14 protein-coding genes and 2 tRNA genes are annotated in these 15,654 nt (G+C 48.6%); 3 read left to right on the top strand and 13 right to left on the bottom strand.

The features are described 5' to 3' along the window. Window positions 1-22 precede the first annotated feature (22 nt). The 8 genes from VD17_RS32100 to VD17_RS03175 form a co-directional block, all read right to left on the bottom strand. On the bottom strand, window positions 23-1,069 hold the full coding sequence (locus VD17_RS32100) for a hypothetical protein (RefSeq protein ID WP_185753096.1): 1,047 nt from the start codon (window positions 1,067-1,069) through the stop codon (window positions 23-25). After that, a complete protein-coding gene (locus VD17_RS03145; protein WP_259674534.1) occupies window positions 1,069-2,406 on the bottom strand; it encodes a DUF4055 domain-containing protein in 1,338 nt (445 codons plus the stop codon). Before VD17_RS03145 ends, VD17_RS32100 begins: the two co-directional genes overlap by 1 nt. 33 nt (window positions 2,407-2,439) lie before the next feature. Then, a complete protein-coding gene (locus tag VD17_RS03150; RefSeq protein ID WP_259674535.1) occupies window positions 2,440-3,876 on the bottom strand; it encodes a terminase large subunit domain-containing protein in 1,437 nt (478 codons plus the stop codon). A gap of 80 nt (window positions 3,877-3,956) precedes the next feature. Next, on the bottom strand, window positions 3,957-4,400 hold the full coding sequence (locus VD17_RS03155; protein WP_046052633.1) for a hypothetical protein: 444 nt from the start codon (window positions 4,398-4,400) through the stop codon (window positions 3,957-3,959). Beyond that, the gene (locus VD17_RS03160; protein WP_046052634.1) at window positions 4,381-4,911 is read right to left on the bottom strand and encodes a hypothetical protein; all 531 of its coding nucleotides are present in this window, start codon (window positions 4,909-4,911) and stop codon (window positions 4,381-4,383) included. The genes VD17_RS03155 and VD17_RS03160 overlap by 20 nt, the downstream gene beginning before the upstream one ends. Further along, the gene (locus VD17_RS03165; RefSeq protein WP_046052635.1) at window positions 4,911-5,402 is read right to left on the bottom strand and encodes a hypothetical protein; all 492 of its coding nucleotides are present in this window, start codon (window positions 5,400-5,402) and stop codon (window positions 4,911-4,913) included. Before VD17_RS03165 ends, VD17_RS03160 begins: the two co-directional genes overlap by 1 nt. A 22-nt stretch (window positions 5,403-5,424) precedes the next feature. Then, window positions 5,425-6,126: a hypothetical protein gene (locus VD17_RS03170; RefSeq protein WP_046052636.1), complete on the bottom strand. Its 702-nt coding sequence runs from the start codon at window positions 6,124-6,126 to the stop codon at window positions 5,425-5,427. A 134-nt stretch (window positions 6,127-6,260) separates the two neighbouring features. After that, window positions 6,261-8,480, bottom strand: coding sequence for a hypothetical protein (locus VD17_RS03175; protein WP_046052637.1), 2,220 nt, complete (start codon window positions 8,478-8,480; stop codon window positions 6,261-6,263). A 466-nt stretch (window positions 8,481-8,946) separates the two neighbouring features. On the opposite strand from VD17_RS03175, the gene VD17_RS03180 reads away from it, so the two are divergent. The 3 genes from VD17_RS03180 (at window position 8,947) to VD17_RS03190 (ending at window position 11,848) form a co-directional block, all read left to right on the top strand. Next, the gene (locus tag VD17_RS03180) at window positions 8,947-10,236 is read left to right on the top strand and encodes a hypothetical protein (protein ID WP_046052638.1); all 1,290 of its coding nucleotides are present in this window, start codon (window positions 8,947-8,949) and stop codon (window positions 10,234-10,236) included. A 216-nt stretch (window positions 10,237-10,452) separates the two neighbouring features. Next, on the top strand, window positions 10,453-11,433 hold the full coding sequence (locus VD17_RS03185; RefSeq protein WP_046052639.1) for a hypothetical protein: 981 nt from the start codon (window positions 10,453-10,455) through the stop codon (window positions 11,431-11,433). Between the two features lie 94 nt (window positions 11,434-11,527). Continuing rightward, entirely contained in the window at window positions 11,528-11,848 is a 321-nt protein-coding gene (locus tag VD17_RS03190; protein WP_259674536.1) for a hypothetical protein, read from the top strand. 13 nt (window positions 11,849-11,861) lie between these two features. Here the strand turns inward: VD17_RS03190 and VD17_RS03195 are convergent, their stop codons facing one another. The 5 genes from VD17_RS03195 to VD17_RS03215 all read right to left on the bottom strand — a co-directional run bounded on the left by VD17_RS03195 (window position 11,862) and on the right by VD17_RS03215 (window position 15,640). Further along, entirely contained in the window at window positions 11,862-12,839 is a 978-nt protein-coding gene (locus tag VD17_RS03195) for an XcyI family restriction endonuclease (protein ID WP_046052640.1), read from the bottom strand. After that, the gene (locus VD17_RS03200; RefSeq protein WP_185753097.1) at window positions 12,836-13,720 is read right to left on the bottom strand and encodes a DNA-methyltransferase; all 885 of its coding nucleotides are present in this window, start codon (window positions 13,718-13,720) and stop codon (window positions 12,836-12,838) included. Before VD17_RS03200 ends, VD17_RS03195 begins: the two co-directional genes overlap by 4 nt. Window positions 13,721-14,011: 291 nt before the next feature. Then, window positions 14,012-14,341 (bottom strand): hypothetical protein, encoded by a 330-nt coding sequence (locus VD17_RS03205; protein ID WP_046052641.1) that lies wholly within the window; start codon window positions 14,339-14,341, stop codon window positions 14,012-14,014. Window positions 14,342-15,284: 943 nt separating this feature from the next. After that, window positions 15,285-15,371, bottom strand: a tRNA-Leu gene (locus tag VD17_RS03210). A 195-nt stretch (window positions 15,372-15,566) separates the two neighbouring features. Beyond that, a tRNA-Cys gene (locus VD17_RS03215) sits at window positions 15,567-15,640 on the bottom strand. Window positions 15,641-15,654 lie beyond the last annotated feature (14 nt).

The following is a 15,654-nucleotide window of genomic DNA, read 5'->3' on the forward strand; positions in this document are numbered from 1 at the left end:
TTGGACTCAAACGCCAATTCCACTAACCAAAGAAAGGGGCAGCAACTATAGGGAATACGCCCGCAGGCACACATATATATTGGCTTTCTGGATCGTATTTCGGAATAGATACCGTTTCGAACACAGAAAATCTATTCCCTAGGAAACGATGAAATAGTTCAGGCCCCCATTGGGCCACGAGCATTATATGTACCGCGCCCAACGCAGAAATCAATGTATGCAGGGTTGCTTTTTCAAATTCTCCTTCTCGGTCGTGCTTAACTGCATTATATGAGTCATACCAGCCTAAACTTTTAGTTGTTTCGCCCTCTTCCGCGCTCCAACCTTTGAAAGGGTAAATAACTGGATAGCTAGGATAATTTTTCAGCTTGACACTCCACTCATCAAGACGAAGGAGAGGTAGCAGTTTTACGTAATCCTTAGTCGAATATGATCTCTTGGGAGTTGACCTATTTCCAGACATCACCCCTCTCCAGCACGTCTCGACTTCGGTGCAAGCTAGAATTATAAGCTCCCTCACTTTATGACCAAAGCAACAATCATTAGTAGGGTTCGGCTCAATCACTCTAAATAGAGAACTCAGCTCCTCAAACAAACTTGCAGCCGCGTGAGAGGACTCAATATAAACCCTATGATCATCTTCGGATATGGCCATTCCGTTGTATCCAGAATCGAAAGCATTTCTGGACGGTATGCCACGCCAAACCCTGGGGTGATACTTACCAGGTTCAAGAGTAAGAGGCTGAATAGTAGACTTTTTTATGTAAACATTGTTTTGGGAGGCTACCAGTGCCGCAGCATTAATTTCAGGACTGTAATCAGCGAGGTCGCTGGCGGTACCTACATAATCACTATATCTATGCCAGTGATCCAAGTTTGTTGTGAATATGCCATTAGATTTATGGGGGAGATAAACCGAAATATCATCACCTGATTCATACCAGATCGCTCCAAACTTCCCGTCGTGATCCAGAAATCCGTATGTATTCATCCTGCGTCCCCAATATTCTGAAGGGTGATGATGCCACAAAGCCTGCATTCCAGCGCCTCCCTGCGCCAGATTTGCCATCAAACAATCGATAGCTCAGTGGCTAGGCGATCGGCGTTCAGGGCGATGTCGAAGTCGTTGCGCAGGACACCACGTCTTTTGAGCTCGGACAGATATTCGAACTGAGACAAATCACCGTTGGCACGAGCAGTGGCCAGGGCCTGCAATTCCTCTGTAGATGCGTTGATGCCGTACTCTGTATGCACATCAACACTAAAACTTGGGCTGGACACACGACTAAAATGAGCCAGCATTTCAAATACGGTCTGCAGCGCCGAAGCCATTGATGTTGCCATCGCGGCAATTTGGTTGTTGTTTTCGCCGGCTTTGAGCGCCCTGCCCGTTGCTGTTTCCACTGCACCATTGTTTGCAAGCATCTCGATGCCATAAGTCGACATCAAATTCTCCAAATCCACGAGGCTTTGACGTCCCGCATTGATAGCACTGCCGCTGTGCTCTACAAATTTCAGGTCGCTGCCGGCGCTGGCTACGATCGCAGCGTCCACGCCAATTTTGATATCAGTGCCCTCTTCAATCCCTGACGCGAACAGAATCGGAACGCGGGCAACGTGCAGGATATTGCGTTGATCGCTACCGTCCTGCCAGTGCGCGACATTCATATGCGCTAGGTCAATCATCGGCGACGGACAGAACAAAGAGCCCTGAGTTTCGGCAGGATTCGCATGAACTGGAATCACCGGAATTTCCGGCAACCCAAAATCGCGCCAAGGCTCAGTCATCGCATAATCAGCCCCGCCATTTTCCTCGAACAAAGCCCACAAAACCCGGCCATCTTTTTTCCGGAATGCACGCACGCGGGACACTACTTTTTCGCCCCACTCGCCGTCCTCGATCGTCGCCTTTTCAGATATCCGGATCTCGATCAGTCGCCCGTCCTCATCAAGTTTGAAACCCAGAATGTCGTCCGCCGACAGCCAATACGCGTATGGCTTTCCGCCGTCGACAGGAGCATCAACACAGATAAAAGAAGTGCCATTCCACAGAGCATCTGCGAACACTACTGCCGCCAGCGAGCTCACCGAGGCTCCTTTGCCGTCGATATCCTTACTAAACACATCGGCTATTTCAGAATGCGTGTCAGAAGTCACAACCACAGGACGCGAGAAAGGCTTTGAGCTCAAATTCTTGACGACACGGGAAATGAAGTTGGTGAGAACTGAGCGCTTCAGGCGTTTCTGGAATGCTTGGGGTGTTTCACCAGGTTCCTTCGGCAAATAGTCAGCACCTGCTTCGCGCATGGCGTCTGTGCCACCGCGCAAAGCTCTGATTATTTTCCTGTCGGCCAGGTATTTGCCGCACACGTCGGAGCGGTCTTGGACTTTTACTTGCTGTGCCATTGGTCTTTTCGACTCTTATTGTAATAGCAGTTATTAACTCATTATACCGTTGCGAACTGCGGTGTGAGGGCGTTTCCAGGTCAATCGATAGGCCAGAGCATCCCACGCGTGGTCGTCTGGGCCTTTGGCCACGGAATCCAGTTGGTCTTCATCTCGTTGCAAAAAAGGCAGTGTTTTAAGCGCGAATTTCGCCGACGTGAAAAAGTAAATGTGGGGGTTGCTGGGATCCTGAATCTTCGTTGCGTGTAGCCTGGAAAACATTAGCTGTGCGGAGGTGACACGGGAGCCAGGAGACTTGTCCGATGCCACGAAATCCATCCCCTCAGATTTCAACTCTTTGGCCACGGTCGGGCCGTTGCCCTGGTCAACCTTGGAGCCATTATGAATCTGGTTGTCTGCCGGCCCAGGTGTAATCTTTGCGTGGTTTTTAAGCACAGATGACTGCAGCTTGAGCTCGCGCTGCTTGAGACGTGCGCCTATTTGCTTCGCTGATAGAAATAGCCCAGCGTCTGCACGCGTTTGCTTGCCAGTGCGAGGGTCAATTTCAGTGCCGTAGTCCTCACCAACGACAATTAAGCTGCCCTTTGGCGGGCAAAATTGACGACCTCCAGCAAACACGGATTCCCCATTCGCCTCTGCGTACCACAGGCAACAAAAAGGCGTGCTTTGCCCGAAGTCGAACGACCTATCCACCTTCCAACCGGCAGGAATTTCGAAAGGATCGAGCAGCAGGTTTTGGCTCCAAACCGGCCCAAACATCGCACCTGTGTCGACTGCCTCCCAATCGCCTTCAAGCCAAGCCGCACGCTTTGCAGGATCTTCGAGCTGGGCCAGGTAATTTTTGATGTAGCTTTCATCCATGTAGTGATTTTGGAAAATAGTGCCAAACAACGCACACCGCTGGCGGCTGCCATCGGCGTTGTACGTAATCTCCCCTGGACGTTTGCCCTCGATAAATCTCTCGTACACCCACGTCCTGCCACAGCCCCATGGGTTTGTGGTGGCGCGCACCTGCAGTGGCGGCGGCAGCGGCTGTGATTTTGTTGGTTGATAGGCAGTACGAAGCGTGGAAAGCATGGCTTCGTATACGTCAGGCGTTGCCCAAGTCGCCAGCTCGTCCCAGCCAATAAAGGAATACTGGTGACCGTGGAATTTCCCATCATATTCGCGGACGTGTTTTATATGACCAAAGATCAGGACTTCCCCTGTCGGAAACGTCCAACGATGTTTGCTCTCATTCCAAGTCGCCCCAGGGAAAATCTTTGGGATCAGGATCGCAGCGGTTTTGACAAGATCAGCGAGGTGTTTGAATTCTTTTCGCAGGATGATTCCCCGCCACCACGGCCCCCATCCCTTACCCACGTTTTGAAGAAAGGCCATGATCAGCGCATCGGATTTGCCGTTGCCCCGCGAGCCATGGAAAAGCACTTCCCGCGTCAGATATTGGGGCTGGCCGAGCACCAAAAACATGGTCTGTGAGCCAGGCAGTGGCTGCCAAATTATGTTCTGGACTGCTGAGGACAACGGTCTGATTTGCTGGAAAGCCCCCATTAGATCCCACCCTCAGAACCTGAAAAGCCGTTTGCGCACAATCCTGGTTTGTGTGCAAAAACAGCTTCGAGGATGGTGAGGTCTGCAAGTTTCCTGGGGTTGCAGGCATGCGGATCGGGGTCGTAGGCTTCCTGGCCGTTCCAGTAAACCGCATGCAGTGTTCTCCTGTTGCTTGAGAGCACGGTGAGAATTGCGGGGTGGTTTCGGACAACTTCGGGGCTTGCGGGGTTGCCGGGGGTGCCTAGGTGGTCGTAAAAGGCCTGGAACGTGGCATATACGGGTGTCAGCCCAATGTTAAGCAAAGCGTTGCAGGTGTCGGCAGCGGTGGTACCGGTTTGCGGGGCTTGCTGGCAGAAACAGGCGGCTGCTTGCTCGTATGTCAGCGACAAGGCGTTAGCAAATGAGGCAATGCCGCAGTCAGTTTTAGTTTTTTGAGTGATCATTGCCGGAGAGCTCATTTGTTCTTGTTTTTGCGAGCTGAAATGCGTCGGTTTGTTGCTGCTGCAGCAGTTGAGCAAGGTCGAGTTCAGGGGCCATTGTCGGGATCAGGGCGATGCCGGTGGTGATCTCGCCGGTAGAATCGGTTTTGACGGTGATTTCTTTCCGTTCGAAGTCACCGAAATCGTCGGGCATTCGGCGTGAGAGAAGCTTTTCAGCGGCTTTGACGTCGCCAGATTTGATGGCTTTTTGGATTGTGTCGATTGCCGGCAGGCAGGATAGTTTTTTCGCACGCTCAACGGACTCTACGAGCTCTACGAACAGACATTCTTCGTCAGTCAGATTATCTAGATCAGGGTTGTCGGCAAGGATGTCCCTCCCCCGTGCCTGCCATCGGTAAAAAGCAGCCTCAGAAACCTTAGCTATCGCGCACGCGAGCCCAATCGTGGTCGTTCTTTCGACGCCTTTTACGATTTCTTTTAAAAGTTTTGGATTCAGGGACGATGCGCGGGACATTAATCGAGAAACCTCACGCCATATTTTGCGATCATCAGTGCGTCTGAGATTCCATCCCTGATCGACCTATTTCCGTACTTGTTCTTTCGCCCGTAAATCTGAGCTGCCCCAAAAACGTTATGAGCGACCTCCGCAATTTGCTCTTTGCTTAGCCCTGTAAGGCTTTGACCGCCTCTCCAAGCCTGGGGGCGCTCAAGTCTGCACTGAACTCCAAGGCATTCTAAAACTGCCCTCGCGCACCCGTACGACTCACCAAACGAGAACATCGAAACAACACCCTGCCCTGGCCGAGCTCCAACCTTTTCAAGTATGGCCAAGTCAATGTGATACCCGGAAAGCTTGTTATAAAGTGCCCCTGCATCGACCTTGGACTTACCATCCACTTTTAAAATCGGCATGACAAAGCAATCGATCAACTCGAAACTTTCGTTGATGATTGCAATACCACCTGTCTGACCTGGGTCTATGCCCACTACTATTCTTTTTGTCATACACCCATTATATCAGGTGTGGTTAGTGCAGTGTTGCACTTGAGTTTGTGCGCAAGGCGTCCTTTAAGGAGTTCAGGCCTTTTCCGAAGTGCGTGACGAGCCTCTGGTACTCAGTCGTCTTGCGGAAGGTTTCTTCTTCACCGACATAGCAAAACGAGAACTTTTTCTGCTTGATCCATTCTTCCATTGTTTGCCTACTTCCGTTTACGCGTGGTTTGGAAAAAGGAACAATGATGTTTTTTTCTTGAAGGACAAAAATGAAATGGACGTTGTTTTGCTCGGCGACACGCACGTACTTCATTGCCTCGTTGATATCACCGAAGACGCCTTTAACTTCGTAAATGAGTCGATCGTTGTTTGGGTCAATACCATCGGGCAAGAACGTGTGCTCGACCACATATTTCATTTTGTAGTCTTTGTTTTCGTAGTCGCAGTCCTGTAGCCCTCCGAAGAGGAATGCCTCTACTTCAGCCCAGGAACGGAATGGTTTGGGAACTGGGGGAAGGTCTGGAAGAAAGATTGCATCTTGAATTGCAACTGGCACACGACCATACCTTTGCTCGTTGTACTTGTTCCAGTTGACCTTATGGAGTGCCAGGAGAGCCGCCTTGGTGATTTGCTTGAGCAACTCAGGGGACACATTGTCAAAGCCACTTAAAAGAGCTCTGCGGGCTGCATCGACTTCACCCATGTTGATTTTTGGCTGTTCGGAGACTACTGTCATGTTGCACCTACTTTCTTATTATTGTTGTTGTGTGCTTATGATTTAATTATATGAAAGGAGCAAAACGTGTAGCAACTACCTTTTTTCATTAATTGAAATTATTTTTAATCGAGGCGTCCATGCCTCTTTTAGTATTACTTGCCAACATAACCACGCATTTGAGTAAGCGAGTCAGGGTCGATAATGTAGTAGTACCCATTTTTCTCACCGCCATCCTTCCTTTGGGTTTTCAGGCCGTGCATTGACATGATCTCGCTTATTGCCCCCTGTTTCGAGCGGTCTGAAATGTTGGGAGAGTTCTTAGGGAGTCTGAAACCGCCTAGGATCGCTTGCTCTCGCACTTGGTTGATTCGATCATATGCTGCAACAGAGTTTTCAGGCTTCCAGACTCCGGACTGCAGACCAACATATATTTCCCTGACAATCCACTCGAACTCATTTAAACCACCGATAGACAACTTTGCGAAGTTAGCTAGTTTCACCCTGCCGACTCCCTCCCCCCAGAATTTCGCATCTTGAATTGTCAATTCGTTTTTCTTAAGGATCGTCTGGGCTTGGGCGCGAAGTGCTGAAAAGTATTCTTCTTCGTTAGAAGACCCGTTTTTGAGCACACGTTTGGCGTCGAGCTCCTGGAGCGGTTTTGCGCTCAAAAGCTTCGTGGCCGAGTCTTTCTTCAGAGCCTTGCGGGCGCTTGAGCCGGCTTTGAAGCCTTCGATGCCCTTTTCGTCATCACGCTCCATCTGTTCAATTTGGAAGCCTTGGCGGTGCATTTCGCGTGGAAGCGTGAACAGAATGTTGTCCCTGAGCCATGCGTTGCGTTTGCGATGCGCGTGGAGTTCGATGTCAAAAGGGGTCTTTTGGGAAGCGTGGAATTCGACGTCTGCGACTTCCTCTTTTCTGTTCTGGGGGTTTCTGATACCGACAGTGAATTCTTTGATTGTCCTGTTCCTGCGGAGCATTTGGACAGCTTCACGCGGCGTTACAGAGCCTTCAAACAGTCCGTAGTGTTCATCGAAGTGACCAGAGGTGATTGAAAGCGCCGACGTGATCGCGGGACTGTACACAACAACTTTGTGGTCAGTTGAGTTGGGATTGCTGATAAAAGCAGCCTGGGCGGGCCAGCTGGCGCTCTCGGCAGTTATCACCAATGCTGGTACACCGAGCTTTTCGGCAGCCTTGCCCAAGGCGCGGGCGTCCTTGGCAATGTCGCATGCGATCAGGACTTTTTTACCAGCTCCGATCGAATCGAGCGCCATGGCGCGGACTTGATCAAGCTGACCGAGTTTTATTCTGATGTCGTCGTGAGACTGTTTTTTGCAGTCGACACGCACAATATCGTGGCCACGGTTGAGTAGTGCGAGACACTGATCATTGATGTCAGCGTCAGCCATAATCGTCACCCCCCTGCTTCTGTTGGTTAGTGCTTTGAAAGTGTTCCAGACGCCTTCGCGGTCTTCTACGGAACCCTCGAAGATGTGGTTTATTACCTGACTTGCCTCGTCCACAACGACCAGGTCAACGTTTTTTAAGAATTCAGCAAACTTTAGACTGTTTATTGAGTTAACAACCAGCTTCAGGCCTAGCGCCGTTTCCATTTGTCGTGGAGCAACATCCTCATAGTGAATCAATCCCTCGATGTTCAAGTTTTTGATGATCGATCGGCGGTGCGATATGACCAGGACTTTTTTGTTGTCCGACAGATAGCTCTCGATAACTTTTTGAAGAACCTTTGACGTTTTGCCCCAACCGGTGGGGAGTTGCAGGAGTCTGTCGCGAGGTTTGTCAGCCAGGATTTCTGCGCATAGGACTTCGGGGGATTCAGGCTCGCTTTTGAACCTGTATTTATAGTCATCAGACCTTTGACTGTAATCTGCCTCCACTTTATTTATGTTTCTCGCCAGGGCTTCTGCACAAAGCTGGGCGTCAAAGCAGGATGCGTCGACAAGCAACGCTACAGAGCGTGGAATTTCAACATTGCCAAAGGATTCGCGTGCGAGTTCAAGAGCTGCTTTGTCCAAAGCCTTATATGACTTGGCCCTGGCCAGGACTTTTAAAAAAACAGTTGAGCGCCTCATGTCGTAAACGTTATCAACAATTTTGCCATTGTCGCCGTCGTATACACCGGATGCTGTCGAGTATGCAGCATATATTGCGTTAACGGAGTCGGTGGAGATGTCGATCAGCCGTTTAATCTGTGGGTATTCGGACTTAAAGTACTCCGCCTCCGCCTGCGGAAGGCCAGTGGAGATAGTCATAACACCATCGATCCCGCCTGCATAATTAATAATCACGGCTTTAGAAAATTGGACATCGCCAAGGATTTTTGATTCAAGATTTACAGTTGCCTGGGTCATTTTGCTTACCATTTTTATTGTTAGTGCTCACCGCACATTTTTATGATGCAGGATGAGCAAACCCGCGCACAACACTATTTTCAATGTTTTTTGCTTGCTGAATAATGATTGTTGGGTATACAGATTGAGCGACGTTGACGGGTATCGCTCAACATTGCCATAAGTTGTTTGTAGTTGCCAAAAGCGTTTTTCTTAACCAAATGATTTGAATCAACCATAGCTATGCTTGTATAACTGACATACGTGATCTGACAACCCTCAACGGGTACATTTCTTTTTAAAAGGAAAAGGATGGTTGCGGGTAACGAGAAACCAATTGGTTAAGAAAGACAAAATGTCTTCGCTACTCCATATACCTAACAATCAAAAATCAGCAAGCAAAATAGGTATTGTGCAGGGCTTTGCTCACCCAGCATTATATAAATGAAGACGACAAGATCTTCATCACAACAAGAGATAGACCGTCATGACAAAGTACTCCACTCAATCCACCGCAGCTACAAACGCCGTGTTGCCCCAGGTTGCCGAAGGCCTTAAATCGATTTTCGAAAAACATTTCGAACAACCGCTGGTTATTATCGAGAAAACAAAAGCTCCGACATTTATACCGGCATCATTTCGCATTCAATCAAGGAATGACGCAAACATAGATACATCAACGATGATAGTTTTCGATGTCGATCAAAAACTGGGTATGGACTATGCCGACGACATGATCCAACTCGAAGAAACCGAAGATGCGTTGATCGATCTTGGCCTTGAGCACTTTATATACACAAGTCACAGCCACACGCTCAGTGCCCCACGGTTCAGGATCGTAATTTCGGCATCACGACCTTTTTACCCCACTGAGCACAACACAATTTGCGCCGCCATCCTGGAACAGCTGGACGAGTTCTTAGGCGGACGCTTGCTGAAAGTTATCGATCCATGCTGGAAAGTCCCGTCTCAATGCTATTACACGTTCACAGTCCACCCCGACCGCCAGGCCCACGCGATCAGCTTTTTTAATCCAGGTCATCCCGCAGACGCTGACGACTACAAGCTCCACCAATCCAGATACGGTATAGAGCAGGAGTACAAGCCTGGAGCCCCCCGCAAAGCGACAGGTGCCACAGGCGCACGCGGACGTTCTTATGAGCTCAACAGAATCGTAGGTGGCATGCTCACATCGTCGACCGAGGCCGAGATCGCTAAAAGACTTTTCGAAATCGACAACACCCTGCACGCGCCAAATGGTTACTTCCGCGACCCACAGTACCCCCGCAACCGCCAGCGCCCAGGAGAGACTCCAGAAGCAGCCGCATGGCGCTCATGCGTAGCATTCACCAAGTCTCACTTGAACAGCCTTAAACGGAAAATCAGAAAGCCAGCGGACACTGCGATCGTATTCAAAAAGTCGACTTCGAGAGAGCCCATGCCCACGCATGACGCGCTGATTCAGCTCCATGCAGTTAAAGACCAGCCGACAACGAAAGGCGGTGAAAGCGTCCTTTTAGAATTAATCGTCCTGTCTGGTGAGCACGCTGGCCGGCATTTCTGGCACAGGCTCTACGGCCAGGGAAATCACGAGATGGCGATAAAAATCAGCACCTCGATTAAAGACAAAATTGCTCGTGCAACAAAAACCGAAATCAAAACAATCCAGGACACTACCCGCGCCCTGGGCAAGCCCGTGATGGCCAGAATCAAGCACAAGCCCGGTACAGGCGGATTCCCGGCTCAAAACGAAATCGGCGACCTCCATCTCAACTGACCAACCAGGGGCCGCGAGGCCCCCTTTTTGTGCGCAAACAAAGGCGCGGCAAACAAAGCCTAAAAGCAAAGCTTTGACATCAAACCCAACACCCCTTGGGACCAAAGCCCCCTCGACATTCTTGCTAGTAGAAACACTGGTTGATGTCGGACAACTCGCTATATTATAGCAACTACAAATCTTTACTTTTTCCATGCCAACGGTCAGGAAACTTTAATGCCACGCCCCAAGCTCAGCGAACACGAAAAAGTCCGGCAGCGAGCAATACGCCTGAAAATCAAGCTCGATGAGTGCGCTCAGTTACTAGCAGATGAGCTGCTTAGTGATGACCCACATACGCAGATTTTGCGCGCAAAAGCGCTGTCAGAACGCCTGACGCTGGCAAAAGCAATCTCCGATGGGATCGGTGATCGCGGCGAGGTTGAAAAGCGCCTGGCCCTTCTGCCGGGGGTTTCCGAAATTCAGGCGTTTTCTGTTTTGCCTGAGGTCAATTTGCGGATTGGGAAGATAAACAAAACTCGGGAGCAGGAGTACTTTGAGGCTCTTTCCGAATTCGACGTGCATATGTCTGAGCTGAATCGAATCGAGAATGCTGACGATCTACCACTCTCAACTCCTGCGTCCATATACCAAGCTGCATACTCGACTAACTCATACGCGTCAGGCAGGAAGCCCCGTGGCATGCTGGAGAACCTTGATCGCGATTTATCAGAGGCGATTTTCACTGGCCGCTTTGCCTTGGCACGTGCAATCGACAACGAAGCCAGGCCAAAAACCATGGGGAGGCCATCACGTTCAGTGGCATCAGTGAAAGCAGAAAATGAAAAGCGTGCTGCAGAACTGGAGGCTCTGATAGAAAAATCAGAATCAGACTTGGCTGGTGTCGAGATATTTGACCGGGCTGTAAAGATATTCCGTGACGTTTCCTCAAGTCTAAAGCGACTTATAAAGGAAGCAGATGGGATTATGCAGTCCGAAGCTAAAGCTCAGCTAACAATAGTCGAGGGGTATCTAAAAGGTTTTAAGAGAGAACGTGTCAGGTACGTTGAAAATGGTGAGCCTGACTTGCCTGTCACGCATCTAAATAGCCCTAGATTCCATTTATTGAACGCAAAATCAATGCTTGCAACAGTCAGGGAAATTTATAACGAAATCGCCATAGAAAAAGACTTGAAGAAATTCAGATCTGTCAAATAGTTAGTATTTGCATAGACTTATACACCCGTTTACATTCGACCTGACCAATGCATTTCGCGGCCTTGACCTGATAAACAACACAAAGCAGACGATCATGAAAAAAGACTTCTCTATGCACCTTCTAAACACATATTGTTCACAAGATGAAGCCGAGGAGGCTGTCGCTTTATTGAAAGGCCCGACGCGAGTAGCCAGCGAAAGGGACGATACTGACACTATCTATAATTTATTCGCAGAGGCGACATGGGCGAATTTACACAGCTTGGAAATGTATGATTTACCTGAGTTAAAAGCATTGTTGATGGATCGAGCTTCTTGGGGGCAGATTCAAATCCAAAGACACCAGGAAATATTGCGAGGACTGGAAAGAGTATCAAAAAAATATGATTTAAAACTTCCAGCCCACTGGCAATGATGGGCATTACACTTTATGAAGAAGAGATTCCAACCATGGCGATAATGTTCTGCTTAAACTCTTCATATGCAGGGCCTTTCTTACTAGCAAGGTCTTTAAGTGAATAAAAGGTATTAGTAGTCGGTGATTCGGTTTTAGCCTTCGCAATATCTAGCTTCGAAACGTTAACTACCGTCCAGCACTCTCGATAGCCTTCTTTCTTTGCTTTTTGATGACTTTTTTCCGCTTCCCCTATCCGATTATGAATATTCGAAATATCCGTTCCACTTTTAACTTCAATCGCGAGAATCTTACGAGAAGTCTTGTCAGCCATTACCTCACGAATAACAATATCTGGATCAGCCGCAAACTCTACCCATACATCTCGGCCACCGCCGTTCTTGATTTCGATCGCTTCGCGAGTAGAATTAACAATTGCGTGGCGCAGTATTTCCTCAATGATTGAGAATACGTCCACAATGCCTTTTTGACCTAGCTTGTTATTTCCGCCACCACGCATCTGCGGGCCAACTGTCAACAGTGTCAAATCATCCAGTAGATCTATATTGAGATCCGATACTCCTAGACCATTTACCAGATGAGACGCGGCCCCACATAATGCACTGCAAAGTTCTTCAATGCTCACTTGTGCCTTGGCATTGATTTTACCTGTAGTTTCCATGGCTTTAAGGGACGCAATACCAAAGCCCGTGCCATAAAACTCCTTCTGGCTGTATCCAAGCAACAGACGATAATAACCAATCAATCGAGGATTTGCTCGCAGGACTGCGGGAACCGCGAAAACCAGCTCCCCCCTAAGGCCTTTTGCTGCAAGTTTAGTTAGGTCGCTATCCGCAACAAATTTCGAAAGCTCGACGTCTATGCCAGAAATTTGCAAACCGCTTACTGTTTCCAATAGCGCGTTCTGCAACCAAAGCTCCCGGAATTCCTTAAGTTTGCTAGCAAACGAAACTTGCAGCTCAGGCAAAGGGAAGCAAAGATCCGTCTTCATGCAGCATTAATCCTTATAATTTTATTGAATATACCGCCCAAGCGTTCCAGTGCAAGATCGACGTATGCTGGGTTGAGCTCAATTCCGGCGAAATTTCTGTTTTCTTCGTTGCACACTAATCCAACTGTTCCCGAGCCGAAAAAAGGATCTAGGATAAAATCCCCAGGCTCAGAAGATGCTTTGATACATGGTCGAATTAAATCCAGTGGGAAAGTTGCAAAGTGTGCGCCAGCGTAGGGCTTGGTATTGATATTCCAAACTGTTCGCAAGTTACGCAGCCCTCCCCCATCAGCAACTTGTTTAACAGCATCCGAGTTGTAGAAATATTTTTCAGATTTGCTAAACATGAAAAGGAACTCGTGGGAGCGAGTTGGGCGATCTTTAACACTTTCGGGCATGGCATTGGGTTTGTTCCAGATAATATCTGTCCTCAGATACCATCCATCATCTTGAAGAGCAAAAGCCAGGCGCCAAGGAATACCCATCAAGTCTTTCGGCTTGAGCCCCTCAGGCGTATCAGGCCGAACAGTCATCGCTCTTGCCGGATTTTTTTTGTCGCTAGCTCTATAGCCACGATTACCACTGGTATAACCGTCACCGATATTTACCCAAAGTGTGCCGTCATCAGTCAGCACGCGTTTAACTTCGGAAAACACCATAACTAACTTCTGAATGAATTGAGGCATGGCCATTTCTAGCCCTATTTGATCCTCGATTCCGTAGTCACGAAGCCCCCAGTAAGGTGGAGAAGTCACGACACACCTTACACTTCCGCTTGGCAGACGACGCAAAACAGTAAGCGCGTCACCCTCAAATATCGTAGAGGCATCGAGATTCAGCTGTGTTTCACGTGCGACTTTTTCAATAATTGGTTGCTTCATAACTGCCTCTATATTTCTACGGCCAGCATTCTACTAGATTCCAAGGGAATTTAACAGTACTCTATTTTAATTTATAAACAAATTCGCACTCATACTTTTTAATTAACAGTATTGGTGCCGACTCTCCAATCAAAAACCAATATAAAAAATGAGTGTGCTTTTTACTTCCCCCCCACAATCCAGGTAGCGACCATATTTGAAACTAAGCAAATAGCTACTTATCCAGACCTAGAACAACAACTATATGCGGGAGATAAATAGCAAAGAGCCAGCGAGGCCCTTTTCTCCATTTCAATTGTCATCAACCAATAGAAATTTTGGCGGCGAGATCCAGCTGCATGCGAGCCAGAGCAATACAAAAATCCCAACATTCCCAGCAATGGCAGCAACTCCGAAAAATGGGTATACGAGCCCTTTAGGGATAAAAAGGTAAGCCAGGAATCCTGGAGGCCCAGCGAAAAAAGAAGACAGCGCTCCATGCCCCGCGAAATTTGGCAACAATCTGTGCACTGCAGCAACGTATTCGGCGACGGAGTGAGCATCCCACCCAGCGCAACCGGCAAAAATCGACGCTGGGAGCAGCCAATATTTGAAATACCCCCAAAAAATATGCATCACCATAACCGGCCCTCCGGAGCTCCGATGGCATATTTGATGATCTGGCCCAGCACACAAAGTGCGACGAACCAGGCCGTCCATTTTTTGAAACTGACTCTCACGAAGAGCAACCCCATGATCGCATCCATTCCAACCCCCCAATTGTTAATATCTGATTAGATAATAGGCGCCCTCCGAGCCTTGTCAAACTCCTTCCTCTGAGCCTTTTTTGCCCGACCCGAAACTTTTTTTCGTCTTTTTTGTTGTCCGACGTCAGTTTTAATCGATAAAAAACAATGAGTTACGAACAGAGTATAGAGATCGTATACCGCAGAATTTATTTGGTGTATATTGACTGGCCGAAGGCCATAACGTAACGTCTTCCATGTCATCAACGACATAACCTGCAGAAGACAGATATGACAACGACATTGGACATTCACGACGAAATCCTGCCTTGGGAAGCCTCGGAAATCATCGGCGTTTCCGAGAAAACACTTACAAAATGGCGCTGCAAAGGCATCCGCACACACGAAAACCCTGAAGTACCGCGCTCTTGGAAGCGTTTTGGGCGTGTTTATTACTCACGCAGTCGATGCATTGAGTTTCGCGAGCGCAACACCCTACCGACTGCGTAGCAACATCAGCATCACCAAACTGCGCAACAACGGATAGCAATATAGGAATGGACTCGCATAAAAAAGACGTATGTCAGACCGGCGAGCAATTCGATTGGTGACAAACGTCTTTGAAGATTTCCTCCCGCCAGCCCTGGCACACCCCTCCCCTCAAAACAAAACCCTAAACCATTCCTCGCCATATCCCCGCTCGCTCACAGCATTGATCGACCTTGCCCATGATTCCCCGTAAAAGTTTCCATGAGGTTTCCACAGCCTTAAAAAATCGCAGGCACAAAAAAAGGCCTCCGCAGAGACCTCTTCAAGTACCTGATTTAACAGGATTTATATGGTGCCCGAAGCCGGAATCGAACCGGCACGGCTTTACAGCCGGGGGATTTTAAGTCCCATGCGTCTACCAGTTTCGCCATTCGGGCGGTAGCGCGGTGAAGCAGTCTGAAGACTGTCAAATAACGATCTGGCAGTTCTGACGCCTGTGCAGCAGAGGGGGAAATATATACATCCCGTCCCGGTGAAGCAAGTTCGCGACGGCCCTTTTCAAGACTAAATCTTGCAGGACAGTGCAAATAAAAAAGCTCCGTAAATCATAGATCTACGGAGCTCGTTTAAAGTGGAGGCCGAGGTCGGAATCGAACCGGCGTAGGTGGATTTGCAATCCACTGCATAACCATTTTGCTACTCGGCCTCAAGCATTTGATG

Source organism: Pseudomonas fluorescens, from assembly GCF_000968015.1.
Lineage (GTDB): Bacteria > Pseudomonadota > Gammaproteobacteria > Pseudomonadales > Pseudomonadaceae > Aquipseudomonas > Aquipseudomonas fluorescens_W.

What these genes read in the sequence shown, in the direction of transcription:
- VD17_RS03205 (WP_046052641.1), bottom strand. Translation starts at nt 14,341, where the DNA reads ATGGTGATGCATATTTTTTGGGGGTATTTCAAATATTGGCTGCTCCCA.
- VD17_RS03175 (WP_046052637.1), bottom strand. Translation starts at nt 8,480, where the DNA reads ATGACCCAGGCAACTGTAAATCTTGAATCAAAAATCCTTGGCGATGTC.
- VD17_RS03145 (WP_259674534.1), bottom strand. Translation starts at nt 2,406, where the DNA reads ATGGCACAGCAAGTAAAAGTCCAAGACCGCTCCGACGTGTGCGGCAAA.
- VD17_RS32100 (WP_185753096.1), bottom strand. Translation starts at nt 1,069, where the DNA reads ATGGCAAATCTGGCGCAGGGAGGCGCTGGAATGCAGGCTTTGTGGCAT.
- VD17_RS03160 (WP_046052634.1), bottom strand. Translation starts at nt 4,911, where the DNA reads ATGTCCCGCGCATCGTCCCTGAATCCAAAACTTTTAAAAGAAATCGTA.
- VD17_RS03155 (WP_046052633.1), bottom strand. Translation starts at nt 4,400, where the DNA reads ATGATCACTCAAAAAACTAAAACTGACTGCGGCATTGCCTCATTTGCT.
- VD17_RS03190 (WP_259674536.1), top strand. Translation starts at nt 11,528, where the DNA reads ATGAAAAAAGACTTCTCTATGCACCTTCTAAACACATATTGTTCACAA.
- VD17_RS03170 (WP_046052636.1), bottom strand. Translation starts at nt 6,126, where the DNA reads ATGACAGTAGTCTCCGAACAGCCAAAAATCAACATGGGTGAAGTCGAT.
- VD17_RS03180 (WP_046052638.1), top strand. Translation starts at nt 8,947, where the DNA reads ATGACAAAGTACTCCACTCAATCCACCGCAGCTACAAACGCCGTGTTG.
- VD17_RS03185 (WP_046052639.1), top strand. Translation starts at nt 10,453, where the DNA reads ATGCCACGCCCCAAGCTCAGCGAACACGAAAAAGTCCGGCAGCGAGCA.
- VD17_RS03165 (WP_046052635.1), bottom strand. Translation starts at nt 5,402, where the DNA reads ATGACAAAAAGAATAGTAGTGGGCATAGACCCAGGTCAGACAGGTGGT.
- VD17_RS03150 (WP_259674535.1), bottom strand. Translation starts at nt 3,876, where the DNA reads ATGTTTTTGGTGCTCGGCCAGCCCCAATATCTGACGCGGGAAGTGCTT.
- VD17_RS03200 (WP_185753097.1), bottom strand. Translation starts at nt 13,720, where the DNA reads ATGAAGCAACCAATTATTGAAAAAGTCGCACGTGAAACACAGCTGAAT.
- VD17_RS03195 (WP_046052640.1), bottom strand. Translation starts at nt 12,839, where the DNA reads ATGAAGACGGATCTTTGCTTCCCTTTGCCTGAGCTGCAAGTTTCGTTT.